This is a genomic window from Magnetospirillum sulfuroxidans (assembly GCF_018224925.1).
GTDB classification, from domain to species: domain Bacteria; phylum Pseudomonadota; class Alphaproteobacteria; order Rhodospirillales; family Magnetospirillaceae; genus Magnetospirillum; species Magnetospirillum sulfuroxidans.
The window spans coordinates 136,607-162,392 of the sequence record NZ_JAGTUF010000006.1 but is presented as its reverse complement, the minus strand read 5'-3'; the positions used below and the strand labels follow the sequence as shown (position 1 = coordinate 162,392).

25 protein-coding genes are annotated in these 25,786 nt (G+C 62.7%); 10 read left to right on the top strand and 15 right to left on the bottom strand.

Features of this window, described 5'->3' with window-relative positions:
- Window positions 1-2: 2 nt before the first annotated feature.
- The 5 genes from hemA to KEC16_RS09170 all read right to left on the bottom strand — a co-directional run bounded on the left by hemA (window position 3) and on the right by KEC16_RS09170 (window position 5,219).
- A complete protein-coding gene (hemA, locus tag KEC16_RS09190) occupies window positions 3-1,256 on the bottom strand; it encodes a glutamyl-tRNA reductase (RefSeq protein ID WP_211548087.1) in 1,254 nt (417 codons plus the stop codon).
- Window positions 1,253-2,488, bottom strand: coding sequence for a histidine--tRNA ligase (hisS, locus tag KEC16_RS09185; RefSeq protein WP_211548085.1), 1,236 nt, complete (start codon window positions 2,486-2,488; stop codon window positions 1,253-1,255). The genes hemA and hisS overlap by 4 nt, the downstream gene beginning before the upstream one ends.
- Before the next feature lies 1 nt (window position 2,489).
- Window positions 2,490-3,221 (bottom strand): class I SAM-dependent methyltransferase, encoded by a 732-nt coding sequence (locus tag KEC16_RS09180; protein ID WP_211548083.1) that lies wholly within the window; start codon window positions 3,219-3,221, stop codon window positions 2,490-2,492.
- A gap of 2 nt (window positions 3,222-3,223) precedes the next feature.
- Window positions 3,224-4,324 carry a flavodoxin-dependent (E)-4-hydroxy-3-methylbut-2-enyl-diphosphate synthase gene (ispG, locus tag KEC16_RS09175; protein WP_211548081.1) on the bottom strand — a complete coding sequence of 367 codons (1,101 nt, stop codon included), beginning with the start codon at window positions 4,322-4,324 and terminating at the stop codon, window positions 3,224-3,226.
- 73 nt (window positions 4,325-4,397) lie between these two features.
- Entirely contained in the window at window positions 4,398-5,219 is an 822-nt protein-coding gene (locus KEC16_RS09170; protein WP_211548079.1) for a substrate-binding periplasmic protein, read from the bottom strand.
- A 126-nt stretch (window positions 5,220-5,345) separates the two neighbouring features.
- Here KEC16_RS09170 and KEC16_RS09165 point away from each other — a divergent pair, with 126 nt between their 5' ends.
- On the top strand, window positions 5,346-6,683 hold the full coding sequence (locus KEC16_RS09165; protein ID WP_211548077.1) for a KAP family P-loop NTPase fold protein: 1,338 nt from the start codon (window positions 5,346-5,348) through the stop codon (window positions 6,681-6,683).
- A gap of 185 nt (window positions 6,684-6,868) precedes the next feature.
- Here KEC16_RS09165 and KEC16_RS09160 read toward each other — a convergent pair whose 3' ends face one another.
- Window positions 6,869-8,740 carry an ATP-binding protein gene (locus tag KEC16_RS09160; RefSeq protein ID WP_211548075.1) on the bottom strand — a complete coding sequence of 624 codons (1,872 nt, stop codon included), beginning with the start codon at window positions 8,738-8,740 and terminating at the stop codon, window positions 6,869-6,871.
- A 78-nt stretch (window positions 8,741-8,818) separates the two neighbouring features.
- Window positions 8,819-9,568 (bottom strand): bifunctional 2-polyprenyl-6-hydroxyphenol methylase/3-demethylubiquinol 3-O-methyltransferase UbiG, encoded by a 750-nt coding sequence (gene ubiG / locus KEC16_RS09155; RefSeq protein ID WP_211548073.1) that lies wholly within the window; start codon window positions 9,566-9,568, stop codon window positions 8,819-8,821.
- 152 nt (window positions 9,569-9,720) lie between these two features.
- Here ubiG and KEC16_RS09150 point away from each other — a divergent pair, with 152 nt between their 5' ends.
- From KEC16_RS09150 to KEC16_RS09135, 4 genes are all read left to right on the top strand, one after another.
- The gene (locus KEC16_RS09150) at window positions 9,721-10,941 is read left to right on the top strand and encodes an aspartate kinase (protein ID WP_211548071.1); all 1,221 of its coding nucleotides are present in this window, start codon (window positions 9,721-9,723) and stop codon (window positions 10,939-10,941) included.
- A 31-nt stretch (window positions 10,942-10,972) separates the two neighbouring features.
- Window positions 10,973-11,998, top strand: a complete 1,026-nt coding sequence (locus KEC16_RS09145) for an NAD(P)H-dependent flavin oxidoreductase (RefSeq protein WP_211548069.1) — start codon at window positions 10,973-10,975, stop codon at window positions 11,996-11,998.
- Window positions 11,998-14,259 (top strand): phosphoenolpyruvate--protein phosphotransferase, encoded by a 2,262-nt coding sequence (gene ptsP / locus KEC16_RS09140; RefSeq protein WP_211548067.1) that lies wholly within the window; start codon window positions 11,998-12,000, stop codon window positions 14,257-14,259. Before KEC16_RS09145 ends, ptsP begins: the two co-directional genes overlap by 1 nt.
- An 86-nt stretch (window positions 14,260-14,345) precedes the next feature.
- Entirely contained in the window at window positions 14,346-14,561 is a 216-nt protein-coding gene (locus tag KEC16_RS09135; protein WP_211548066.1) for a hypothetical protein, read from the top strand.
- A gap of 95 nt (window positions 14,562-14,656) precedes the next feature.
- Here KEC16_RS09135 and KEC16_RS09130 read toward each other — a convergent pair whose 3' ends face one another.
- Window positions 14,657-15,067 carry a PaaI family thioesterase gene (locus tag KEC16_RS09130; protein WP_211548064.1) on the bottom strand — a complete coding sequence of 137 codons (411 nt, stop codon included), beginning with the start codon at window positions 15,065-15,067 and terminating at the stop codon, window positions 14,657-14,659.
- 83 nt (window positions 15,068-15,150) lie between these two features.
- Here KEC16_RS09130 and KEC16_RS09125 point away from each other — a divergent pair, with 83 nt between their 5' ends.
- Both KEC16_RS09125 and KEC16_RS09120 read left to right on the top strand, forming a co-directional pair.
- Window positions 15,151-15,939 (top strand): enoyl-CoA hydratase, encoded by a 789-nt coding sequence (locus tag KEC16_RS09125; protein WP_211548062.1) that lies wholly within the window; start codon window positions 15,151-15,153, stop codon window positions 15,937-15,939.
- Window positions 15,940-16,087: 148 nt separating this feature from the next.
- Window positions 16,088-17,260: a helix-turn-helix domain-containing protein gene (locus KEC16_RS09120; protein WP_346344057.1), complete on the top strand. Its 1,173-nt coding sequence runs from the start codon at window positions 16,088-16,090 to the stop codon at window positions 17,258-17,260.
- 54 nt (window positions 17,261-17,314) lie between these two features.
- On the opposite strand, the gene ychF is transcribed toward KEC16_RS09120, so the two are convergent.
- Genes ychF through KEC16_RS09105 form a run of 3 tightly spaced genes read right to left on the bottom strand, consistent with a single transcriptional unit; the run spans window position 17,315 to window position 19,737 of the window.
- Window positions 17,315-18,418: a redox-regulated ATPase YchF gene (ychF, locus tag KEC16_RS09115; RefSeq protein WP_211548060.1), complete on the bottom strand. Its 1,104-nt coding sequence runs from the start codon at window positions 18,416-18,418 to the stop codon at window positions 17,315-17,317.
- Window positions 18,419-18,424: 6 nt separating this feature from the next.
- Window positions 18,425-19,117: an aminoacyl-tRNA hydrolase gene (gene pth, locus KEC16_RS09110; RefSeq protein WP_211548058.1), complete on the bottom strand. Its 693-nt coding sequence runs from the start codon at window positions 19,115-19,117 to the stop codon at window positions 18,425-18,427.
- A 14-nt stretch (window positions 19,118-19,131) separates the two neighbouring features.
- Entirely contained in the window at window positions 19,132-19,737 is a 606-nt protein-coding gene (locus KEC16_RS09105) for a 50S ribosomal protein L25/general stress protein Ctc (RefSeq protein ID WP_211548056.1), read from the bottom strand.
- A 302-nt stretch (window positions 19,738-20,039) separates the two neighbouring features.
- On the opposite strand from KEC16_RS09105, the gene KEC16_RS09100 reads away from it, so the two are divergent.
- Window positions 20,040-21,719, top strand: coding sequence for a peptide ABC transporter substrate-binding protein (locus KEC16_RS09100; RefSeq protein ID WP_211548054.1), 1,680 nt, complete (start codon window positions 20,040-20,042; stop codon window positions 21,717-21,719).
- 2 nt (window positions 21,720-21,721) lie between these two features.
- Here the strand turns inward: KEC16_RS09100 and KEC16_RS09095 are convergent, their stop codons facing one another.
- From KEC16_RS09095 to KEC16_RS09080, 4 genes are all read right to left on the bottom strand, one after another.
- A complete protein-coding gene (locus tag KEC16_RS09095; RefSeq protein ID WP_211548052.1) occupies window positions 21,722-22,000 on the bottom strand; it encodes a hypothetical protein in 279 nt (92 codons plus the stop codon).
- The gene (locus tag KEC16_RS09090) at window positions 21,997-22,491 is read right to left on the bottom strand and encodes a GNAT family N-acetyltransferase (RefSeq protein WP_211548050.1); all 495 of its coding nucleotides are present in this window, start codon (window positions 22,489-22,491) and stop codon (window positions 21,997-21,999) included. Before KEC16_RS09090 ends, KEC16_RS09095 begins: the two co-directional genes overlap by 4 nt.
- Window positions 22,488-23,057 carry a TetR/AcrR family transcriptional regulator gene (locus KEC16_RS09085; RefSeq protein ID WP_211548048.1) on the bottom strand — a complete coding sequence of 190 codons (570 nt, stop codon included), beginning with the start codon at window positions 23,055-23,057 and terminating at the stop codon, window positions 22,488-22,490. Before KEC16_RS09085 ends, KEC16_RS09090 begins: the two co-directional genes overlap by 4 nt.
- Window positions 23,058-23,120: 63 nt before the next feature.
- On the bottom strand, window positions 23,121-23,702 hold the full coding sequence (locus KEC16_RS09080) for a gamma-glutamylcyclotransferase (protein ID WP_211548046.1): 582 nt from the start codon (window positions 23,700-23,702) through the stop codon (window positions 23,121-23,123).
- On the opposite strand from KEC16_RS09080, the gene KEC16_RS09075 reads away from it, so the two are divergent.
- Window positions 23,701-24,717, top strand: coding sequence for a DUF2125 domain-containing protein (locus KEC16_RS09075; RefSeq protein WP_211548043.1), 1,017 nt, complete (start codon window positions 23,701-23,703; stop codon window positions 24,715-24,717). The two genes, KEC16_RS09080 and KEC16_RS09075, sit on opposite strands and share 2 nt — an antisense overlap.
- 81 nt (window positions 24,718-24,798) lie before the next feature.
- A complete protein-coding gene (locus KEC16_RS09070) occupies window positions 24,799-25,785 on the top strand; it encodes a bifunctional riboflavin kinase/FAD synthetase (protein WP_211548111.1) in 987 nt (328 codons plus the stop codon).
- Window position 25,786 lies beyond the last annotated feature (1 nt).

Sequence of the window (25,786 nt, the reverse complement as noted above, 5' to 3'; positions counted from 1 at the left end):
CCTTATTCGTCCAAATGGAACAGCTTGCGCAGGGTCTTTTCCATGGTTTGCCATTCCGGCCCTTCGGCCGCCACCGATTTCATCGCTTCGCTCGGGGCATGCAGCAGGCGATTGAGCAACAAGCGGGTGGCGTCTTCGGGGCTGGCGGGATGCTCGGCCAGGACCGCCTCGCGCATGGCCTCGCAATGTTGCCGTAACGAAACGATGGCCGGTACGGCGACACGGGCGGCGCGGCCCTTAAGGAACCCCCCGACCTCGTCCTCCAAGATGCCCCAGGCGGCGCGCGCCGCCTGCTCGCGGCCGGCCCGTCCTTCCAGCGCCACCCGTTCAAGATCGCCAAGATCATAAAGAAAGGCGCCGTCGACGCGGTTGACCGCCGGCTCGACGTCACCGGGAATGCCGGCATCGACGACGAAGATCGGCTTGCGGCGGCGTTTCTTCAGTGCCGCGCTCATCATCTCGGCGGTCAGCGTGATGGTGCGGGTTCCCACCGAGCACACCACGACGTCGGCATCGGCCAAGGCCTCACGCAGGGTTTCAAAGCCCATGACATTGCCGTTCAAACTGGCGGCCACGGCCTCGGCCCGGCTGGCCCTGGGGGCGGTGACCAGCAACCGCGCCACCCCTGCCGCCAACAGACTTTCCGCCACCAATTCGCCCATATCGGCGGCGCCGACCAGCAAGACCGTGCAGCGTGACAAATCGCCGTGCAGGTCACGCGCCATCTGCACGGCGGCGGCGGCGATCGAGACCGGGCCTTCGCCGATCACCGTCTCGGTGCGGATGCGTTTGGCGGCGGTAAAGGCCGCTTGCAGCACCGCTTCCAGTTCCGGGCCGCAGGTGGCCGAATCGCGGGCCAGCCGATGGGCGACCTTGACCTGACCCAACACATGCGGCTCGCCGATGATCAGGGAATCAAGCGAGGCGGTAACGGCGAAGCAATGGCGGACCGCATCGGCGCCATCATGCCGATACAATTGCCCGGACAAGGCGGCGGCAACCACCCCAACACGAGCCGCCAAGGCGGCCGCCACCTGATCTTGCACGCTGTCGGCATCGATATGGGACGCCCACACCTCGACCCGGTCGCAGGTGGACAGCACCAGCGCTTCGTGTAATCCGCGCCGTTTCAGATCGACGAGAAAATCGGCGGCGGCGGCGTCATCGACGAACAATTGATCGCGCAAGGAAAGCGACGCCGACCGATGGTTGGCGCCGATGACCGTCAGGCGGGGGGTGGCGGCGGCGCGGCTCATTCCCGGCCCAGTCGCCGCTCCACTTCGGCCAGGGGGATTTCCTCCTGGGTGCCGGCGTCAAGATCGCGCAACGACACGGCATTGCGGGCCAATTCGTCCTCGCCCAAGATGACGGCGAAGCGGGCATTCGCCTTGTTGGCGCGGGCCATGCGCTTTTTCATATTGCCGGAAAAGCCAAGATCAACGGTGAAACCGGCCGCGCGCAAGCGGTCGGCCAGCACCACCGCCGGCACGCTGTCGCCCATGGGAATCAGGCTGACCGGACGATCCAAGGCCGGCAAATCCTCGATCAGCATGGCCAGACGTTCGACGCCCGCGGCCCAGCCGATGCCCGGCGTCGCCGGACCGCCCATCTGGCCGATCAATCCGTCATAGCGACCGCCGGCCAAGACCGTTCCCTGGGCGCCCAGCGCGGTGGTGGTGAATTCGAAGGCGGTGTGGCAATAATAATCCAACCCGCGCACCAGCTTGGGATTGATGACGAAGGCAATGCCCAACGCCGTCAAACCGCTGGTCACCTGATCAAAGAATTCCTTGGCGGCCGGCGTCATGCAATCGCTCATCACCGGGGCTTGGGCGACGACGCGCTTGTCTTCCTCGTCCTTGGAATCAAGCACCCGCAACGGGTTCTTGTCCAGCCGCGCCTGGCTTTCCTCTGACAGGGTCATGCGCATGGGTTCAAGATAGGCGATCAGGGCGGAGCGATAGGCGGCGCGACTTTCCGCGTCGCCCAGGCTGTTGATTTCCAACTGCACCTTATCGCCCAAGCCCAGCCCTTGCAGGATGCGCCAGGCCATGGAAATGACCTCGATATCCGCTTGCGGTCCCTCGACCCCCAACAATTCGCAGCCAACCTGATGGAACTGGCGCAGCCGACCCTTTTGCGGCCGCTCGTGCCGGAACATGGGGCCGCGATACATCACCTTCAGCGGCAAAGACTGGGTCAGGCCGCCGGAAATGAAGGCGCGCGCCACCCCGGCCGTGCCCTCGGGCCGCAAGGTGATGGAATCGCCCGAACGGTCGGCAAAGGTATACATCTCCTTGGTCACCACGTCCGAGGTCTCGCCCAACGTGCGGGAAAACACCTCGGTGAACTCGAAGATGGGGGTGACGATCTCGCCATAGCCATAACGCTTGGCGATGGAAAAGGCGGTTTCCTCGACGAAACGATGCCGGCGCGAATCCTCGGGCAACAGGTCGTGGGTGCCGCGAACGGGCTGCAAGCCGGACATATCAATGGCCTTTCAAAGGCGTGAACTTAAGGTGGATGTTGCGCGGCTGGCGTGTCGCCAACCTCATGAAGAAAGAAGCCAACCGCGCCAATGGCAGGATCGGAAGGCTGCGGAACACCCGATCATAAGGCATGACGCGTCTCTCAAGGGCGAAACCGGTGATATTCTCCAGATTGACCAATATGGACGTGTCGTAATCGCGTTCCGACAATTCGACGATAATACAGCCGCCATCCGCCAGATTATTGCGCAATCCGCGCAGAACATCGATCTGAAGCACCAAATCCGCGGTGCGGGTGAAGGGATAGAACTCCTGGCACAAGATCAGATCCAAACGCCGTTCCAGAGCACAATCTTTGTTGATGACCCGGCATTCAAACGTGACTTGGGGGAAACTCCGCCGTGCGAATTCGATCGCATCAGGGGACAGTTCATAGCCATAAACACTGGCTGCCGGAAATTGCCGAGCCAAGGCCGCGCTGGTCAGGCCCAAGCCACAGCCGATATCGGCAATGGCGTTCAACCGCAGCCCGCGCCACATTTGCTTATACAAGGCGCCCCGCCCGTCGGCAAAGACCAGGTTATGGCTTTCGATGCCACTATCCGCCAAACTGCCGGTGCTATTGACGCGGGCATAACAGCCAAAATCGCCATGGGCGGAAAGATTGCCACGCTCGGATTCTGCAGATTGCGCCAATCGGTCCGGCTGCATCCACTCGTCGCTCTTGCTCATGCTCAATCCCTTCCCTCTAATTCTCTTGCCTTGGCTTCCACCAGACCGACGATGTGGTCGATCATGGCCAGAGTATCGACCTTGTGGTCGGGAGCGCCGCCCACATAGACCATATGCGAATCGTTGCCGCCGCCGGTCAGGCCGATCTGGGTTTCCCGCGCCTCGCCCGGGCCGTTGACGACGCAGCCGATGATCGACAGCGTCACCGGGGCGGTGATGTGGGCCAACCGCTGTTCCAGAATTTCCACCGTCTTGACCACGTCGAAACCCTGACGGGCACAAGACGGGCACGACACAATGTTGACGCCCCGGACCCGCAGCCCCAGGCTTTTCAAAATGTCATAGCCGACCTTGACCTCTTCCTCGGGCGCCGCCGACAGCGACACCCGGATGGTGTCGCCGATGCCGGCCCACAGCAGGTTGCCCAGGCCGATGGCCGATTTGACGGTGCCGCCGATCAGGCCGCCGGCCTCGGTGATACCCAGATGCAACGGGTAATCGCACGCCTCGGCCAGCCCTTGATAGGCGGCCACCGCCAGGAACACATCCGATGCCTTGACGCTGATCTTGAATTGGCGAAAGTCGTTGTCTTCCAAGATGCGCGCATGTTCCAGCGCGCTTTCGACCATGGCCTCGGGACAGGGCTCGCCGTATTTTTCCAGCAAATGCTTTTCCAACGAGCCGGCATTGACGCCGATGCGCATGGAACAGCCATGATCCTTGGCCGCCTTGACCACCTCGCGCACACGCTCGGCGGAGCCGATATTGCCGGGATTGATGCGCAGACAGGCCGCGCCGGCCTCGGCCGCTTCGATGGCGCGGCGGTAATGGAAATGAATGTCGGCCACCACCGGCACCGACACTTGGCGAATGATATCAGCCAAGGCCGCGGTCGATTCTTCGTCCGGGCACGACACCCGGACGATATCGACGCCGGCGGCTTCCGCCCGTTTGATCTGCGCCACCGTCGCCGCCACGTCGGTGGTCAGCGAATTGGTCATGGTCTGGACGGAAATGGGGGCGTCGCCGCCCACCGGCACCGAACCAACGAAGATTTGCCGGGAATGCCGACGGGTAATCTGACGATAGGGACGGACGGACATATCTCACCGCGCAAAGGGTCCGGGCCGGACACAGTGTCCAGTCCGGGCCGTTGATATAGCGCATTTGACCGCGCTATTTCCAGTCGCGGACACCATAGCGGTCGAGAATTTGCTTCAACCGGCCGCTGGCCCGCATGGCGCGGATACCCTGATCCAAAATCGCGGCATAGTCCCGCGCCTTGGCCTGCAGAGGCGAAAAGGCGATGTAGATGGGGCCGGATTCGGTGCCTCCGGCCAGTTCCAGCCGATCGGCCAAGCCCATCTCGCGCAGTTTGTATTCTAATACCGACCGGCTTTCCAAGGTGGCGTCGATACGGCCGGCGGCGACCATTTTCAAGCTTTGATCCAGCGGCGCGGTGCCGCCGATGAGATCGACACGCTTGCGGTCTTTCTTGTGGGCGTCGATATAGCCCCCCACCGGCTCCATATATATATAGCCGATGATCGCCGCCAGCTTGATTTGTTCGAGCGAAGCCACCCCGTCATAGCGCCAGGACACGCCCGTGCGGACAACGAAGGTGCTGTCCCAGACGCCGATGGGCTCGGCCCCGAACACCAGATCAGGCGAATCCACCGGAGCGGCGCCGATCACCGCCTCGACCTCGCCGCGCAGACAATCCTCCAGCGAGCGACTCCACGGCGTCAGTTGGTATTGCACGTCATGGCCGGCGGCGGCGAAAATCTCGGTCGCCAGTTCGACGCCATAGCCCATCTTGGCTTCCGTGCAATTATACGGACACCAATCATCGGCCCGCAGGCGAATGGTATCGGCCGCAGCCGCCGAACCCCACGCCATCACGACGGCGAACGCCCCCCAAGCCCAACGCCCCATCGCCATGCCCCACCACCAAAAATTGCCCCAGTGGCGATGATAGGCCAAGGCGAAACCAAGCACATCCCATCCTAAAAGGTGTCTAAGATTGGTTATCAGTTAATAACCTTGAGGTGTCTGCGCGCTTAGCTTGTGACCGCCAAAGAATTGTGCACCATCACAACAGACATTCCAAAGCGAGACCATTTCATGCGCCTGTTCCCCGCCCCACCCGAAATCGGCGCCGACACCGGCTTCGATCAGGCCGACCTGTTTCAACGCCAGGAATTCGGCGACCGCCTGACCCGACTGATCCACGCCTTGGAACACCCGGCGGTCCTGTTGTTGGATGCCCCCTGGGGGGCCGGCAAGACCACCTTTGTCAAGATGTGGGAAGGCAGTCTGCGTCAGCAGAAAATCCCGGCGATCCATTTTGACGCCTTCGCCAGCGATTACATGGCCGACCCGTTCACCGCTTTGGCCGGCGAGGTGCTGGACTTGGCCAAACAGCATCAAAGCGACGCAAGCAAAGTCGATGAATTCCGCCAAAAAGCATGGGCCGTCACCAAGGTTTTGGCCCGCCATGGCTTGCGGATCGGCGTCAAGGTGGCGACACAGGGCCTTGTCGATATCGGCGGCAGCGACGATGCCAAGGCCGGCGAGAAAGCCATCGTCGATGGGGTGACCGACGCAGCCGACGCCTTGCTGCTGAAACGCCTGGAAAACCATGCCGAGGAACGCGCTTCGTTTGCCGCCTTCCGCGAAACCCTGGCCGAATTGACCACCACCTTGGCCCCCGCCGACCAACCCGAGGGGGAACGCCGCCCGCCCTTGGTTTTCGTCATCGACGAACTGGACCGCTGCCGCCCCACCTTCGCCCTGTCACTGCTGGAAACGGTGAAGCACTTCTTCGATGTCGATGGCGTGGTGTTCCTGCTGGTCACCAATCTGGCGCAATTGGAAAAATCAGTGGAATTCGCCTATGGCGCGGGGATCGACGCGCGAGGGTATCTGGAGAAGTTCTTTCACGTGCGGGCAGTAATGCCGACGAAGCCGACCCAGGTGGAAACTGATGCCAGTACCTATGTTCGACACTTGGCTCAGTCCATGAGCCTCAAGAACCCGCATTTGAGCGAGGCTCTTATTCGGCTTGCCGAGGATAGAAAACTGAACTTCAGAACGATTGAGCGGTTGATGGCCAATCTGGTTCTTTATGAGATTTCGTCCCAACATCAGCAGCGCTGGTTCGTGGATGTCGTCGCGTCTCTGTCCCTGATGAAATTGAACGACCCAAAGCGTTACGCCTTGGCCCAAGCAGGCCAACTTGACTGGGCCGAAGCCTTGGAATGGGGCGTCAAAGACATCACCAATTATGAACGAGATCCAACCGGACACACCATATCCCAGGAATGGAAGTATTGTTGCGGTGCCCCGCTTTCCCGGAATGGATTTTCTGATTTTCATGGGTTCCTGGGGGTTTCCCGCGAAAACGTCTTGCCTACCCTATGTCGCCACATTGACGGTTTCGCCCTACCCGACGACCGATAAAACCACAGAGGCACAGAGAGGCCGTGCCAGGGGCACCCGGTCAGCCCCATGAAAACCACCTCTGTGTCTCTGTGTCTCTGTGGTGAATAATCAGGCCCCCTCGCTGTTTCCGCGCCGGCGGAAACCCAGAGTTTGCCAAAACTCCAAGATACCAGCCTGTGCGGGCAGGACGGGATCGACAAACCCTATCCCGGCAGGTCGAAACGGAAGGTGGCGCCGGCGCCCACTTGGGATTCGACGTGGATTTCGCCGTCATGGCGCTCGACGATGCGCTTGACCACCGCCAGGCCGATGCCGGTGCCATCGACTTTTACCGTGCCGACTCGCTGGAAAATCATGAAGATGCGCTGGTGATATTCCGGGGCGATGCCGATGCCGTTATCGGTGACCCAATATTCGCGGCGGCCATCGTCGCGGACACGGCCCCCGATGGTGATCAAGGCTGGCCGTTCGGGCGCCCGGAACTTGACGGCATTGCCGATCAGATTTTGCAGCAACCGCACCAATTGCTCGCGGTCGCCCAGCGCGGCCGGCAAATCCGCTGGCACGGCGACGGTGGCGCCGGCTTCTTCGATGGCCAAGGCCAGATTGGCCTGGGCATCGGCGACCACCTTGTTCATGTCGACGGGGACGAACGTGGCGCCGCGGGTTTCGACGCGGGAAAAATCCACCAGATCGGCGATCATCCGCGACATGCGTTTGGCGCCATCGACGGCAAATTCGATGAACTCGCGGCCGTCATCGTCCAATTTCTCGTCATAGCGCCGCCGCACCAATCCCAGATAGGACGAGACCATGCGCAGGGGTTCCTGCAAATCATGCGACACCACATAGGCGAAATCCTGCAAATCGCGATTGGAGCGTTCCAGCCGTTCCAGCAATTCGTGCCGGCGGCGCTCGCTGTCTTGGCGTTCGGAAATGTCGTGAAACACCAGCACCGCGCCCTTCACCACGCCGTCTTCCACCACCGGGGCGCTTTGCACCTCCACCGGCAAGGCCGGCGCGTCCTTGCGCCGCAACAATTCACCGGCGCTTTGCCGCCCTTGCCCCGATATCAGGGTTGGGCAACATGTGTTGACCCCAGGACAGGGCTGGCCCTCGACATGCGATCCCGGCTCGATCAGTTCATGGAATTTGTGGCCCAGGATCTCGTCCGCCGGCCAACCAAGAATATGCGAGGCTGACGGGCTGAAAAAAATGATGCGGCACTGGGCATCGATGCCGACAATCCCCTCGCCGACGGAATTCAAGATCATCTGGTTTTGATGACTGAGTTCGTGCAGACGCCCCTCATCCTTGATTTCCTCAAGAATCCGGCGACGTGACCGATTGGCGCCAAAGCCGATGCCGCCGATCCCCACCAGCCAGATCACCGCATGGGTGATGGATTGGGCAATGGTGGCGTGGCGTTGAAGCGCCAGATAGCCCGCCAAGGGCACCGCCACACCGATGCCGCCGCGCACATCCCCGACTTCATAGCCTTGATGGGCGTGACATTTCAGGCAGCCGATCTCGGTGACCATGGCCCGCATCAACCGAATTTGCGGCTGGCCGTCAACCTTGACCAATTCGGTCACCTCGTCCGTCTCGTGCCGGGCGAAACGTTCAAGAACCCCTTGTTCCCACCCATCGGGGCTGTTGGCCGGGTTCAACGGCAACAAGCTGGTGATCCGGCCATGGACGCCGTAATCAGCGGCATATTCCTCCATCACCTGACGCAGCATGAAGGCGGGGTTCATCAACGTCAGGTGGACCCCGCCATCGGTGACGACATCGCGATCGGGAATATGGCTCAGCCACGGGCTGGGTTGGGTGCGTTCATCCACCGGGACATAGACGCCGCCATGCAGGGTGGCCCAGCGGCGAAAGGCCAGATCCTTGTTGAAGTGGACCCGCGCCTCACGCGTCGCCAATTCCTGGGCTTGGCGGATTTCGTTGAGCAGATTCCAACTCAAGGACCCGCCAACAAGAAGGCTCCACCCCACGACAGCAGCCACCACAAGATGGCGCAACTGGGTGAAACGCTTCGATGTCTTGTCGGCGAATGCTTTATGCATGCCGCCCCCGAAATTACATCATCGTGAAAGCATACACCCATTTCACGCACAAGCACCCCCAACCTTATGGTTGAAGGATCACCCCTTCGTCCCCATCAACATGTAATTAACATCCAGGTTCATGGTTTCGCGCCATTCATCCGTTAAGGGCCGGAATTCCATGCCGCGGAACACCTTGGTCGCGATGCCGGCGGCGCGCAGCATGGCGGCGAATTCCGACGGGCGGACGAACTTTTTCCAATCATGGGTCCCCTTGGGCAGCCAGCGCAGCACGTATTCGGCCCCGACCACCGCCATCAGCCAGGACTTGGCCGTCCGATTCAGCGTCGCCCCCAAAAAGACGCCGCCGGGCTTGAGCGCCGCCGCCGCCAAGGCGAGAAACCGGGACGGGTCGGGAACATGCTCGATCACTTCCATGGACAAGACCACATCAAAGCTTGCCGCCGTCACGTCCTCGGGCCCGCCGACCAGATAATCCACCGGCACGCCGGATTTTTCGGCATGAAGGCGGGCGACAGCGATGTTCTTGTCGCCAGCGTCGATGCCGGTGACGGCAAACCCCATGCGGGCCAACGGCTCGGACAGCAGGCCGCCGCCACACCCGACATCCAGCAGGGTCAAGCCTTCGAAGGGGCGCGGGCTTTGCGGATCACGGCCGAAATGGGCGGCCATCTCGCGGCGAATGAACGACAGCCGAACCGGATTGAAACGATGGAGCGGCTTGAACTTTCCGGTGGCATCCCACCATTCTTCGGCCATGGCGGTAAAGCGGGCGACCTCTTCGGCCGAGGCGGTTCCCGCGCCGGAGGCTTGGGCGGAACGGTTCATCGAATACTCCTGCTGGGGCCGGTTCCCTGGGGTTGCCGGGCTTGCGTCCTGATTGGCGACAGAGTATGAAGGGGCGCCTTTCGGCCGGCAACCGGGCAGACAAAGAAAAGTGAACCGGGGCCACTGATGCCCTGGTCCTAAAGGATGATTTCATGGCTCGTATCGTGATGAAATTCGGCGGAACCTCCGTCGGCGACATCGACCGTATCAAAAATGTGGCCCGCCGCGTCAAGCGCGAGGTCGAGGCTGGCAATCAAGTGGCCGTGGTGGTTTCCGCCATGTCCGGCGTCACCAATCAATTGGTTGATTGGTGCAAGCAGATGGCCCCGCTGCACGACCAACGCGAATACGATTGCGTCGTCGCCACCGGTGAACAGGTCACCTCGGGCCTGCTGGCCATCGGCTTGCAGGAACTGGGCGTCAACGCCCGGTCATGGACCGGCTGGCAAGTTCCGATCCGCACCGACGATGTTCACGGCAAGGCCCGCATCGACGCCATCGACACCACCGAGATGCTGGCCGGCATGGCCTTGGGCCAAGTGGCGGTGGTCGCCGGCTTCCAGGGCATCGCCCCGGGCAACCGCATCGCCACCCTGGGCCGCGGCGGCTCGGACACCTCGGCGGTGGCCTTGGCGGCGGCGCTTTCCGCTGATCGTTGCGACATCTATACTGATGTCGATGGCGTCTACACCACCGATCCGCGGATCGTGACCAAGGCGCGAAAGCTCGATAAGATCACCTATGAGGAAATGCTGGAGCTGGCTTCGGTCGGCGCCAAGGTCTTGCAGACCCGCTCGGTCGAAATGGCCATGAAGCATCATGTGCGCGTACAGGTGCTGTCCAGCTTCGAGGACAAGCCCGGAACTCTGGTTTGCGATGAGGATGAGATCGTGGAAAAGGAATTGCTGAGCGGAATCGCCTATAGTCGCGACGAAGCCAAGATCACCCTGGTGCGCGTCTCCGACCGTCCCGGTGTCGCCGCCGCCATCTTCGGCCCGCTGGCCGACGCCGCCGTCAACGTTGACATGATCGTCCAAAACGTGTCGGAAGACGGCAAATCCACCGATTTGACCTTCACCGTCGGCAAGGCCGATCTGGAGCGGGCCAAGAAGGTTATCGAGGACAACCAGGCCAATGTCGCCTATGAAGGTCTGATCGCCGATTCCAACGTGGTCAAGGTCTCGGTCATCGGCGTCGGCATGCGCAGCCATGCCGGCATCGCTCAGAAAATGTTCCAGACCCTGGCGACCGAAGGTATCAACATCCAGGTCATCTCGACCTCGGAAATCAAGATCAGCGTGCTGATCGAAGAAAAATACACTGAACTGGCGTTGCGCGCCCTGCACACTGCCTATGGTTTGGATGCAGCCTGATTAACGGACCGGGTGACGGGACATGACGGCGATGGCAAGCTCAGCCGGACGACTGGACCGACTGTGGCAGCGGGGACGCGAGTTCCTGGGCACGGATTACGCCATCATGGGCGGCGCCATGTCATGGATATCCGAACGCCATTTGGTTGCCGCCATCTCCAATGCCGGCGGTTTCGGCGTCATCGCCTGCGGCTCGATGGAGCCCGCCCGCCTTCGCGCCGAAATCATCGCGACGCAGGAGCAGACCAAGCGCCCTTTCGGCGTTAACCTGATCACCATGCACCCCGATCTGGACGCCCTGATCGACGTCTGCGGCCAAACCCATGTCAGCCATATCGTCCTGGCCGGCGGCCTGCCCTCGGCGGCGGCGATCAAGCGGGCCAAGGATACCGGCGCGAAAGTGGTCTGCTTCGCCCCGGCCCTGGTGCTGGCGAAAAAGCTGGTGCGCTCTGGCGTTGACGCCCTGGTCATCGAAGGGGCGGAAGCCGGCGGTCATATCGGCCCGGTCGCCACCAGCGTGCTGGCTCAGGAAATCCTGCCGGTGATGGCCGAGCAATTGCCGATCTTCGTCGCCGGCGGCATCGGTCGCGGCGAAGCCATCGTCAGCTATCTGGAAATGGGCGCGGCCGGGGTGCAATTGGGCACCCGTTTCGTCTGCGCCAGCGAGTGCATCGCCCATCCCAATTTCAAGCAATCCTTCATCCGCGCCGCCGCGCGCGACGCCGTTCCCACCACCCAGGTCGACCCGGTCTTTCCGGTCATCCCGGTGCGCGCCCTTTACAATCAGGGATCGAAGCGCTTCATCGAATTCCAGCACGACATCATCCGCCGCTACCGCGCCGGCGAGTTGGAACAAAAGGAAGCGCAGTTGGAAATCGAGCATTATTGGGCTGGGGCACTGAAACGCGCGGTCATCGACGGCGACGTCGAAACCGGCTCGGTCATGGCGGGTCAAAGCGTCGGATTGGTCACCAAGGTGCAGCCCTGCGCCGAAATCCTGTCCGAATTGTTGGATCAGGCCCTTGGCGCCCTGGCTTCCCGTTCGGGGCTGGCGTAATGAGCCCGGCGTCGCCCTCGGTCTCGCGGCGCCTGCTGGCGCGCTTGCGGGACGTCATGGCTGGCGGCGGCAGCGCCGAAGAACGCCTCAGCCGCGTCGTCGGCCTGATTGCCGCCGACATGGTCGCCGAAGTGTGCTCGTGCTACGTCATGCGCGCGGGCGAAGTGCTGGAATTGTTCGCCACCGAAGGCCTGAAAAAAGGCGCCATCCACAACACCCGGCTGCGCGTCGGCGAAGGTCTGGTCGGCGATATCGCCGCCCATGCCCGCCCCCTGGCCCTGGCCGACGCCCAAAGCCATCCCAATTTCGCCTATCGGCCGGAAACCGGCGAAGAGATCTTCCATTCGCTGATGGGGGTGCCGATCATCCGCGGCGGCCGCGTCGTCGGCGTTTTGGTGGTGCAAAACCGCACCATGCGCCACTACACCGACGAAGAAATCGAGACCATGGAAACCGTCGCCATGGTCTTGGCCGAATTGGTCGCTTCGGGCGAATTGGTCAGCCGCGACGAATTGGTTCCGGTCGATGGCAATGCCTTGTTGCCGCTGCGCCTTGAAGGGATCCGCCTCAATGGCGGCGTCGGCATCGGCACCGCCGTGCTGCACAACCCGCGCATCGTCATCCGCCGCTTGGTGGCGGAAGACCCCGACATCGAACACGAGCGCCTGAAAAAGGCGCTGGCCGACATCAAGCAGGCCCTGGACGATCTGTTCTCCCGCCCCGAAATGCGCGACGGCGAGCACCGCGACGTGCTTGAAACCTATCGCATGTTCACCGAGGACAAGGGGTGGCTGGGCAAGATCGGCGAGGCGATCAACACCGGCCTGACCGCCGAGGCCGCCGTGCAAAAGGTGCACGAGGACATGCGCGCGCGCATGAGCCAGATTTCCGACCCGTATTTGCGCGAACGCCTGCACGATTTCGAGGATCTGGCCAATCGCTTGTTGCAACACCTGTCGGGCGAAAGCGGCGCGGCCTCCAAGGGTGAATTGCCGGCCGATGCCATTTTGTTCGCCCGCTCCATGGGGCCGATGGAATTGTTCGACTATGACCCCAAGCGCCTGCGCGGCCTGGTCATGGAAGAGGGCAGCCCGACCATGCATGTGGCCATCGTCGCCCGCGCCCTGGATATCCCGGTGGTCGGACGCTGCAAGGACGCGCTCGATAAGGTCGAACCACTGGATCCGGTGGTCATCGACGGCGATAACGGTCAGGTCTTTCTGCGCCCCAGCGACGACATCCGCGACATCTTTTTCGATGCCTTGCATCTGCGTCAACAGCGTGCCGCCAATTACGCCAAGCTGAAGGATCTGCCGGCCATCACCAGCGACGGCATCGCCGTGCGGCTGATGATGAATGCCGGCTTGTTGCTCGATATGCAGCATTTGCATGAATGCGGCGCCGACGGCATTGGCCTTTACCGCACCGAATTGCCGTTCATGGCCCGCTCGTCCTTGCCCGACGTGGTTGCCCAGACCACGCTTTACCGCAAGATCATCGACCAGGCGGCAGGGCGACAAGTGGTCTTCCGCACCCTGGATGTCGGCGGCGACAAGGTTCTGCCCTATTGGAACCCCTATGAGGAAGACAATCCGGCGCTGGGCTGGCGTTCGATCCGCATTACCCTGGATCGCCCGGCGGTCATGCGCCAGCAATTGCGCGCGCTCATCCGCGCCGCCGATGGCCGCGAACTCAGCATCATGTTCCCCATGGTCGCCGAAGTGGCCGAACTGGTTCAGGCCCGGCGCTTGCTGGACATGGAAATCGCCCACGCCATCGCCTCGGGCCATGCGGAACCGCGCATCAAGGTCGGCACCATGCTGGAAGTCCCGGCCTTGGCCTTCCAGATGGATTCGCTGTTGCCGCTGGTCGATTTCGTTTCCATCGGCTCAAACGATATGGCGCAGTTCCTGTTCGCCATTGACCGCGGCAACCCGCGCATCGCCGATCGCTATGATCCGCTGTCGCCGGCCATGCTGACCTTCATGCGCTATGTGGCGTCGAAATGCGATGCCGCCGGGGTGCCGTTGTCGGTGTGCGGCGAAATGGCCGGTCGGCCGCTGGAGGCCATGGCCTTGCTGGCCTGCGGCATTCGCACCTTGTCGGTGTCATCGCCTGCCGTCGGCCCGGTCAAGACGATGATCCGCTCGTTGGCGGTGGCCCCGGTCCGCGCCTATCTTGACCATCTGTTGAAATTGCCCGACCGTTCGCTGCGTGACCGCCTGCGCGCCTTTGCCTTGGACCACGACGTCATCTTGTAACCGCATCGGTGTATGCCCCTTACGCCGTTGACGTCGCCCGCGCTTTCAACGAGCCTGGACTCTGCGCTTGCCCGAGGGAGCACACCATGCAAACCGTCGCCGCTATATCCTTTCGTGATAACCACAGCCTGTCCATGGACATGGAAAGTGTATCGCGCATCGACATCACCGCCCCCAAACAAATCGATGATGGCATGTGGTTCTGTGAGTTACTGGTGCGCGGCGCCCATGGCACCGTTGTCTTGAACCTGTTGGCCGACGACCCGGCCAAACTTCAGGTGGTGCCGCAGGGACTGGAATAACCGCCGCCCCAAGTCCCGCATAACGTCTGAGAGCACGCCTTCGGCCCCAAGCCCGCGTGGCGTCTGAACGGCCCCGGCACGGGGCGGCCTTCGGACTAAGGAATCGCATAGGTCGCGGTGGCGTGTGCGACCATGTCGTCGGTATCGGTCGCGATCAATTCGATGGCCGACACCGCCAGACGCCGCCCCATCTTCAAGATCTTGGCCTCGGCGACAATGGCCGAGGAACCGGGCATGCGCAGAAAATTCATGTTCAGACTGGTGGTCACCGCCATCTCCTGCCGGCCAACCACCGTCAACACCACCGCCCAGGCGGCCACATCGGCCAACGTCATCAAGGCCGGACCGCTGACCGTATCGACCGGACGGGCCAAAGCGGCGGAAAACGGCATCAGCAGACGGGCTTCGCCTTTGCCCACTTGGGTGGCGTGAATCCCGATCGCGGCAGCCATGGGCACCTTGATGATGAAATCACGATTGAACTCCTCGACGGAAATGGCGGCCATGGAATCCTCTTGGTTATTGAACGTTTGATCGTTTCCACGTCACACTGTGCCTTTGAATACGATGAAAAGACAAGGGAGCCCCAATGTCCATCTCCACCGAAGCCATGGTTTTGCTGTCCTGCGACAACGGTATCGCAACCATGACGCTCAATCGCCCCCAGGCTCGCAACGCCTTGTCGGTGGCGATGATGAGCGAAATCGAAGCCACCTTGGCCAAGATCGCCGCCGACCCCGCCATCAAGGTGGTGGTGCTGGCGGCCAACGGTCCGGCATTTTGCGCCGGCCATGACCTTAAGGAAATGCGCTCGCTCGAAGGCCGTGAGGCGGTGGCGGCGGTATTCAGCCAATGCTCACGCATGATGACCGCCATCGTCCGCCTGCCCCAGCCGGTGATCGCCCGCGTCCACGCCATGGCCACCGCCGCCGGCTGCCAAATCGTCGCCAGTTGCGATCTGGCCGTCGCCGCCGACAGCGCCCAATTCGCCACCCCTGGCGTCAATATCGGCTTGTTCTGCTCGACCCCCATGGTGGCGCTGTCGCGAGCGGTCGGTCGCAAGCAGGCCATGGAAATGCTGCTGACCGGCCATGCCATCGACGCCGCCACCGCCACCGCCTGGGGCTTGGTCAACCGCGCCGTGCCCATGGACCAGTTGGACGACACGGTGGACAGCTTCGCCCGTCTGATCGGATCGAAATCGCCGCATACCGTCAAGGTGGGCAAGGAAGCCTTTTACCGGCAAGCGGAAATGGGGCTGGACGACGCCTATGCCTATGCCGCCCAGGTGATGACCGCGAACATGCTGGCCCGCGATGCCGCCGAAGGCATCGACGCCTTCTTGTCCAAGCGCCCCCCGGTCTGGCAGGGATGCTAATCCCTGGGCGATCCCGGTAACGGTTGCCTGAGACAGCGAGTCTTTGTAAAACGGTTCCGTCCGTCGAAACCTTGGCGGGCGGGACGTCCATGGGGGGCGGCAACAAGGGACGCTTGCAACGTCCCATCGCGAACAGGAACGATCCATCGTGCCCAACACCACGCCAGACGAGCCTACGGCCCCGTCATCTCCGCTCAGCGTCAGCGCCACCTTGCGGGCCGCGCGGGCTAAAACCGGCAAAACCCTGACCGAAGTGGCCGCGCTGCTGCGCATCCGGCAGCCTTATCTGCTGGCCCTGGAAGAAGGCCGCAACCGGGATTTGCCCGGCGGCGCCTATGCCATCGGCTTTCTGCGCACCTATGCTGAGTTTCTGGGTCTCGACGGCGAGGAAATGGTCCGGCGCTTCCGGGCCGAAGCGTCCGACGACCTGACACCCCGCAGCGAACTGGTCTTTCCCTCGCCGGTCTCCGAAGGCCGCATTCCCGGCGGCGCCGTGCTGTTCGTCGGCCTGTTGCTGGCCGGATTGGCCTATGGCACCTGGTACATGCTTTCGTCGCGCGATTCCTCGGTGGCGGAAATGGTTCCCGCCCTCCCCGACCGCCTTAGCTCGGTGCTTAACCGCCAGGTCAATGTGACCGCCGAGCCGCCCGCCGCCGCCAAGCCGGTGACCCCGCCGCCGCCCGCCGCCGCCATCAAGGAAAGCGAAATGGTGCCGCCGGCCGAGGATGACGACGCCAAACCGGCCAAGCCGGAAGAAACCAGCAAAGCCGAGCCGATCAAGCCCCCCGAAATGGCAAAGATCGAGCCGGCGAAAGTCGAGCCGGTCAAGCCGACGGAAAAGGCAAAGACGGCCGAGCCGGCCAAGCCGAGCGAAACCGTCAAAGCCCCAGAACCGACAAAGGTTGAACCGACAAAGGTTGAGCCGGCGAAAGTCGAACCGATCAAGGCCGAGCCGGCCAAGCCGAGCGAAACCGCCAAGGCCCCCGAAGTGGCCAAGGTCGAAGCGGCCAAGGTCGAGACGCCGAAGGTCGAGCCGGCCAAACCCAGCGCCGACATGGGGGATTCCCGCGTCCAGCTGCTTGCCGCCGCCGATGATTGCTGGATTCAGGTGCGTGAGATGGACGGCCAATTGCTGATGAGCCGCTTGCTGCGCAAGGGCGATAGCTACACCGTGCCCAACCGCCCCGGCCTGACCTTGATGGTTGGCAATGCCGGTGCTTTGGATGTCACCGTTGACGGCAAAAAAGCCCCGTCTTTGGGCAATCCCGGCCAAGTCCGGCGCGATATTCGCCTTGATCCCGACAAATTGGTCGGCGGCTGAAAGCCACACATGAAAAAGGCCGGGTCACCCCGGCCTTTTTTATTTCATCCCGCCTCAGACGTTGAAGCGGAAGTGGAAGATGTCGCCATCATGGACGACGTATTCCTTGCCTTCCAACCGCATCTTGCCGGCTTCCTTGGCCCCGGCCTCGCCATTGCAGGCGATGAAATCGTCATAGGCGATGGTTTCGGCGCGGATGAAGCCTTTTTCGAAATCGGTATGAATGACGCCGGCGGCCTGCGGGGCCTTGGCCCCCTTTTGCACCGTCCACGCCCGCGCTTCCTTGGGGCCGACGGTGAAAAAAGTGATCAGGTGCAGCAATTCATAGCCGGCGCGGATCACACGGGCCAGGCCGGTTTCCTCCAAGCCCAGGCTTTCCAGAAACTCGGACCGTTCCTCATCGCTGCCCAATTGCGCCACTTCCGCTTCGATGGCGGCCGAGATCACCACGGCGGAATTACCTTCGGCGGCGGCCATGGCGAACACTTTTTCCGACAGCGCATTGCCCGAAGCGGCCGAGGCTTCCTCGACATTGCAGGCATAGACCACCGGCTTGATGGTCAGCAGGCCCAATTGCTTGGCGATGCGGATTTCGTCTTCGTTGTCGAAGCCGACGGTGCGGGCCGGCTTGCCGTCGCGCAACGCCGCCAACAGCGGCGTCATCACGTCGACCTGGGCCTTGGCGTCCTTATCGCCGCCCTTGGCCTTTTTTTCCAAGGGCACGATGCGCCGTTCCAGGCTATCAAGATCGGCCAGCATCAGTTCGGTCTCGATAATGTCGGCGTCGCGCACCGGATCGACCGAATCCTCGACATGCTTGATGTCGTCATCGACGAAGCAGCGCAGCACATGCACGATGGCATCGACTTCGCGGATATTGGCCAGGAACTGATTTCCCAGGCCTTCCCCCTTGGAAGCGCCGCGCACCAGACCGGCGATATCGACGAATTCCAACTGGGTGGGAATTTCTTTTTGGCTTTTGCCGATGACCACCAGCCGGTCCAGGCGCGGATCGGGCACGGCGACGCGGCCGACATTGGGTTCGATGGTGCAGAACGGATAATTGGCCGCCTGGGCCGCCGCCGTCTGGGTCAGCGCATTGAACAGCGTGCTTTTACCGACGTTGGGCAGGCCGACGATGCCGCAATTGAAACCCATGGCGCGTTAATCCTTTTTACGTTCGAGTGCCGCCTTCAAAGCCTCGGCAAGGGAGCCTTGCGGGGCCGGCGGCGGCGGAGAGGAAGGAACCGCCGGCTTGGCATCCGCCGCCGGTTTGTCCTTTTTCGGCTTGGGCGGCGCCGTCAACACGGCCACCCGGTTCATGAAACCAGCATCGTCGCCGGCCAGCATTCTGGGCAAGGCGTCGGCCACCGCGTCGAGCAGCGGCCCGACCCAGCTTTCGGCCTTGGCGAAATCGTGCAGAACATAGCCTGACACCCGGTCTTTGTCACCAGGATGGCCGATGCCCAGACGGATGCGGCGATAATTGGCCCCCAGATGGGCATCAATGCTTTTCAGGCCGTTATGACCACCGGCTCCACCACCGCGCTTGACCTTGACCCGACCGGGGGCGACGTCCAGCTCGTCGTGGATGACGACGACATCTTCGACCGCAATTTTGAGGAAGCGGGCGGCGGCTGCCACCGCTTGGCCGGACAGGTTCATATAGGTCAAGGGCTTGAGGACCAGAACCTTGACGCCGTCGATGCTGCCTTCGGCGATCTCGCCCTGGAATTTGGTGCGCCAGGGGCCAAAGGAATGGCGGCGGACGAGTTCGTCCGCCGCCATGAAGCCGATATTGTGGCGGTTCTGGGCATATTCAGGGCCGGGATTGCCCAGCCCGACGACCAGAATCATACCGCCACCAGACCTTACGCTTCAGCGCTGGCTTCGGCGTCACCAGCCTTGACCGTCGGCGGGACGATGGTCAGGACGGCAGCCTTGGCGCCAACGTGGTAGGGAGTGACGCCAGCCGGCAGACCCAGCTGATCCACATGCACCGAATACCCCACATCCTTGCCGGTCAGGTCGATGACCAGTTCGGACGGGATCAGGTCGGGGGCGCAGGTGACTTCCACTTCATGCAGTTCCAGGGTGACGACGCCACCGGCCTTGACGCCCGGGGACTTGTCGGCATTGGTCACATGCACCGGCACCTTGACGTGCACGATGGCATCGGCCGACACGCGCATCAGATCGATGTGCAACGGCTGATCGGTGACCGGATGGAACTGCACGTCGCGGCACAAGCAGCGATGCTTGCCGCCGGCAGCCAAATCCACGTCGAACAGACGGGTCTTGAAACCCGGCTTGTGCAACTCGGCCCAGATGACGCGAGGATCGATGGCGATGCAGAGGGGTTCCTGCTTGCCACCATAAATCACACCCGGAACCTTACCTTCACGGCGAGTGGCTCGGGCGGCCCCCTTTCCGGCCCGATCGCGCAGCTCGGCGGCGATGGCGCTGATCTCAGTCATATCGTTTCTCCAAATAACGCGTAAAGGCGCGGCCTCCAGGGGTGCCGCGCCGAAGGGGGGTGTTTACACCCATAGGCGATTCATTTCAATGCTGTATTGGCCCCAAAGGGAGCAGGCGGATTATGCACAAAAACCTAAGGCCTATGACATATAAAGAAGCCGCCCTCATTGGATAAGAAGATGAAAATACCTTGGCCGATCCCATTTAGATAAACATTATCAATCGTGACTCGGGCGCGACACCCATGTTATTCAAAGCATCGCTACCCGAACAATCAATAGTCGTAAGGGTTTTACCTGAGATGCGGCCCCGGTCACGATTGCGCAACCTGTTGGCAGCTTTAGCCTGTTGTCTGCCGCTGGCGGCTAATGCTCAGCCGGCGCCGGCGCGCTCCGAGCTGATCATCGGCTTATCGCAATTTCCCACCATCTTGCACCCCAGCATCGAATCGATGATCGTCAAGGCCTATGCCTTGGGTTTCGTCCATCGCCCGATCACCGCCTATGACGCCGATTGGAAGCTGACCTGCCTGATGTGCACCAGCTTGCCCACCGTCGAGAACGGCTTGGCCAAGACCGAAGCCGGCGGCGGCATGGCGGTGACCTTTACCCTGCCCGCCGACGCCTTTTGGGCCGACGGCATCCCCGTGACCACCGACGACGTGTTGTTTAGCTGGAATGTCGGCAAACACCCGCAAAGCGGCGTCGCCAACGCCGCCATCTACCGCTCGATCAGCCGGATCGACACCAGCGCCGACAAAAAGACGTTCACCCTGCACCTGGAAAAAGCCAGCGGCGGCTATAACGTCGTCACCGATTTCCGCGTCTTGCCCGCCCATGTGGAAAAAGCCGCCTTCGCCGAGCCCGAGCAATACCGCAAGCGCAGCCTTTATATGGCCGCGCCGACCACCGCCGGCCTTTATGACGGCCCCTATCGGGTCAGCGAAGTCGCCACCGGCAGCCATGTCGTGCTGGAACGCAACCCCTATTGGAAGGGCAAGACGCCCGCCTTCGACCGCATCGTCTTGCGTACCATTGAAAACACCAGCGCCTTGCAAGCGGCGCTGCTGTCCGGCCAAATCCACATGATCGCCGGCGAAATGGGGTTGCCGCTGGATCAGGCGGTATCGCTGGCCAATCGCTTGCCGGCCGGCCTGAAGGCGGAATTCAAGCCCGGCCTGGTCTATGAACATCTTGACGTCAATCCGGCCCATCCCGCCCTGGCCGATGCCCGCGTGCGCAAGGCGCTGTTGTACGGCATCGACCGCCAAGCCATCAGCCGCGAGATGTTCGGGGGCAAGCTGCCGCTGGCCGACAGCAACATTTCGCCGCTGGAACCGATCTACAGCACCAGTGCCAGACGCTATGGCTATGACCCCCGCCGCGCCGCCGCGCTGTTGGACGATGCCGGGTGGAAAGCCGCCGGCCCCGGTCCGCGCCGCAACGCCGCCGGCCAGCCATTGGTGATCGAGCTGGGCACCACCGCCGGCAACCATTCACGGGAATTGGTGCAACAGGTGATCCAGGCGCAACTGCGCCAGATCGGCGTCGAAATCCGCCCGTTCACCGAAGTGTCGCGCTCGTTCTTCGCCGATAAAGTGACCAAGCGCGCCTTTAGCGGCATGATTTTATATTCGTGGTTCGGAACGCCCGGACAGGTGCCGCGCAGCACGCTTCATTCCGCCTTCATCCCCTCGTCCGCGAATAATTTCTCGGGCCAGAATTTCACCGGCTACGCCAATCCAAGGATGGATGCGTTGATCGACGCCCTCGAGGCCGAGCTTGATCCGGCCAAGCGCGCCGATCTGTGGCGGCAAATGCAGGAATTGTATGCCGACGACCTGCCGGCGCTGCCGCTGTTCTTCACCACCGCCAGCTTCATCACCCCCGATTGGCTAAGCGGGCTGCGTCCCACCGGCCACGACGCCCCCAGCTCGCTGTGGGTCGCCGACTGGAATCGTGTGGCGGCGGCGCAAAGATAAGATCAGGGGTGATGGCGGGCCCAGCCGCCGAACCAGATCAGCGCCCAGCCCACCGCCATCACCGGCACCCCCAGAAACAGACCGCCAACCACCAGACTTTGCGGCGGTATCCGTGGCGACAGAGGCTCAAGAAGGCTGAGCCATTGCGCCGTCCCGACGGCGATGGCGATCAGGGCCGACAGGCCCGAGGAACCCAGGATGATGATCCCGGCGATAATCAGCAGCTTGCTCATGCCGCCAGACTGAAGCCAGAGCCGGGCCCCAGCCTTGGCTTCGGTCAAGTCAGATCCAGCACCAGCTTTTGTTCGAGCATTTCCTTGCCCCAGGTGGTGGCGCGGAACTGTTCGGCCACGACAAAACCGGCGGCGTCATAAAGGCGGCGCGCCGCCGGCAGGGCATCGACCGTCCACAGATAAATCTGTCGGTCGCCGCGCATGCGGGCGAAGGCGATGGCGCGGCCCAACAAAGTGCCGCCGATGCCCTGACCACGCTGATTTTCATCAACGACGAACCAACGCAGATGAGCCATCGCCAAGGCAGGATCATGTTCCCCCCGATCAAGGGTGATCCCGCCGACCAAGGCATCGCCGTCAAAGGCCGTCAAGAACAGATCGCGCCCCGGATCGTAACGACCGAGAAACGCCGCCATGTCGGCGCCAACCTTGGCTTCGAAGGGACGACCGAAGCCCAAGGTCCGGCAGTACGTTTCGATCTGCATGGCCAGCAGCCGGCCGACGGCGCCGGGCACATAGGATTGATAACAAACGGTCATGACGCCACCGCGGCGAAAACGCTGGCCAGGATACGATCGATGAAAGCTTGATCCAGGGCGCCATCGGACAACACCCGCTTCCAGATCAGCGCCACCACCATTTCCGCCGCCCAATCGACGTCGAAATCGGCGGGCAAACCGCCCTGGGCGCGGGCGCGGGCCAAAGGGGTGGCCAAGACGGGACCACGGCCGCCGATCAGCCCGTGCAGAACGGCATGACGGGCGGCGGGATCATGCTGGGCGTCGGCGATCAGTCCGGCCAGGATGGTGGCGGCCGGAGTGGCGGCATAGAGGGCGAAAACCTGTTCCAAGATAGCGCGGACCTGCCGGGGGGCCGACACCATCCCCGCATCGTCGGTCGTCACCACCACCAATTGATCATAGACGTCAACGAAGAGGGCCGCCTTGGACGGCCACCAGCGATAGATCGTCTGCTTGCCCACCCCGGCCCGCGCGGCGATGGCTTCGATGGTTACCGCCGCATATCCGACCTCAGCCGCCAGGGCGGCGGCGGCGCTCAGGATCGCGGTTTGCTTGACAGAGGAACGACGGGCGGGATCGGCCATGGCTCACCACACAACAAGACGATACGTTTCGTCTTGGATGATGAACCGGCTTGGCCGCCGCCGTCAATCCCCTTCATCCACGGCTTTGAGCAGGCGATGCAGGGCGCCGGCGCGAATTCCCATCTGCGACAGGTGCCCGACCGTCTGCGCCAGATAATCCCGAGCCGAGCCGCCCTTGCCGTGCCCCTGGCGCAGCAATCGCAGCGCCTCGGCCGGTTCGCCGCGCCAATATTGCCGGTGCCGGCGATCGACCACATAGGCATAGGCGGCGACCGTCGCGCCATTTTCCAGCCGCACCGGCAAAAAGCGCGGGATATAGACCAAGGTCGGCAATTCGCGCGCATCCAGCCGCGCCTTGACCGTCGGCCAATCCGCCGCCGCCACCCGCAAGGCCCGCCCCCGGCACGAGCCCCCCTGATCCAAACCCAAGACCAGACCGGGCCGATCCTCGGTGCCGCGATAGATGGTCGATAAGATGCACAACGCCCGCCGCCAGCCGAAAAGCCGGGCCGGCACGCTTTCTTGCGGGGTGAAATCCGGGTTCCACATCAACGAGCCATAGGCGAAGACCCACACATCACCTTGCGCCGCGCCATGGGCCGGAGTAGACCTTTGCTTCGCCTTCCTGTCGTCGGATGTATCCATGTCCGCTCGCCGTCTCAGCCTTGTTCTTGGCGCCGCGCTCGTTGTCGCCGCTGTCGCTTATACCCTGTATTGGTTTCATGCCGCAGGGCAAGCCCGCAGCCAATTGGAACGCTGGGCCGAAACCCGGCGCGCCGCGGGCTGGAATGTCGCCTGGGATGACATCACCGCAAGCGGTTTTCCCGGACGCCTGTCCCTGACCCTTGGCAACCCCAGCGTGACCATTCCGGCCGGAATACACTGGCAGGCCCCGATTCTGACCCTGAAGACGGCGCCGCTGTGGCCGCGCGCGGTGCATCTCAGCACCCAAGGCCGCCAGACCATCGGCCGCGATGGCCGCGACTGGAGCTGCGACGTCGCCGTGCTGACGGCGACGCTGGCCGCCGGCACCCTTGACGCCCATCTGCACGGTCTGCGCGGCCCCGATAGCCTGAGCATCGAAGACATGGCTCTCAGCATTGCCGCGCTGCCGCCGCGCCCTGACCCCAGCGGCCACCCGGCCAGTTGGCGCTTTGCCCTGTCCGCCCGCGAGATCGGCGTGCCAAAGCTGCCCTTCGCCGATTTCGACCCCACCATCACCATGGCCGAAATATCCGGCCGGGTGATGGGAATATTCCCGCCTTCCGCATCCTGGCCTCGGCCTGTGACCGCCATCATCGATTGGAGCAAGCAAGGCGGTGTGCTGGAACTGGAACGGGTCGCCCTGGATTGGCCGCCCATGGGCCTGGAAGGCAACGGCACCGCCGCCCTGGACCCCAACGGCCAGCCCCTGATCGCCTTATCCACCCAGATGCGCGGCTTTGACGCGCTGATGGACCGGTTGGGACAAAGCGGCGCCATCGACCCCGCGGTCGCCCGGACCACCAAGACCATTTTGGCGCTGATGGCCAAACCGGACGCACGCGGCCGCCCGGCGATCCCCGCCCCAATCACCGTGCAAGAGGGCGGGCTGTATTTGGGGCCGGCGCGGATCGCGGCCTTTCCAGCCATTCCCTGGGCCGACTTCTCCATGGACTGACCGTCCAGCGGGGTTGCACTGGTCTGCGCTTTCGACTACCCCTTACTTCCTTGGAAATGAAGGAATGCGAACTTGGCCCCCATGCGCCTGATCCGACATTGCGGCGAACTGCCCCCCGACCTGCGCGGGTGTGTGGTGGCGCTGGGCAATTTCGACGGCGTCCATCGGGGCCATCAGGCGGTGATCCTGACCGCCAAGCGTATCGCCGAATCCTTGGGCGCGCCCCACGGGGTGATGACGTTCGAGCCGCACCCCCGCGCTTTTTTCAATCCGACCCAGCCGCAATTCCGGCTGACGCCGTTTCGCGTCAAGGCCCGGCTGATCGAAGCCTTGGGCATCGATTTGTTGTTCATGCAGCATTTCGACCAGGATTTCGCCAACATGACGGCGTTGGAATTCGTCGGCGATGTTTTGGGCAATTGCCTGAAGGTTCGCCACGTGGTGGTCGGCTATGATTACGTTTTCGGCAAGGGCCGCAAGGGCACCGGGGCGCTGTTGCAAAAGGCCGCCGATGAAGGCGCTTTCGGCTTCACCGCCGTGCCGCCGGAAATGGCCGAGGGCGGCGAGACTTTTTCCTCGACCCGCGTGCGGGAGGCCTTGACCAACGGCCGCCCCGCCATCGCCGCCCAATTGCTGGGCCATTACTGGGAAATCGAAGGCCGGGTCGAACACGGCGACCAGCGCGGCCGCACCATCGGCTTCCCCACCGCCAACATCCATCTGGGCGAATATCAGCGCCCGGCGGCCGGCGTCTATGCCGTGCGCGCCGGCATCGATCTGGGCGGCGCCACCCAATGGCTGGACGGCGTCGCCAATTTCGGCTCGCGCCCGACTTTCGACAAGACCGACCAGATTTTGGAAGTGCATCTGCTGGACCAGAATATGGACCTGTACGGCCGTCATCTGCGGGTCGCCCTGATCGACTTCATCCGCACGGAACGCAAATTCTCGGGTCTGGACGAATTGAAGTCGCAAATTCAAACCGATGCCGCCACCGCCCGCCAAATGCTGGCTGCCCGTCATTTCCCCGCAAGTCCCGGCCCCATGGTGGCCGTGTCCGAAAATTAGA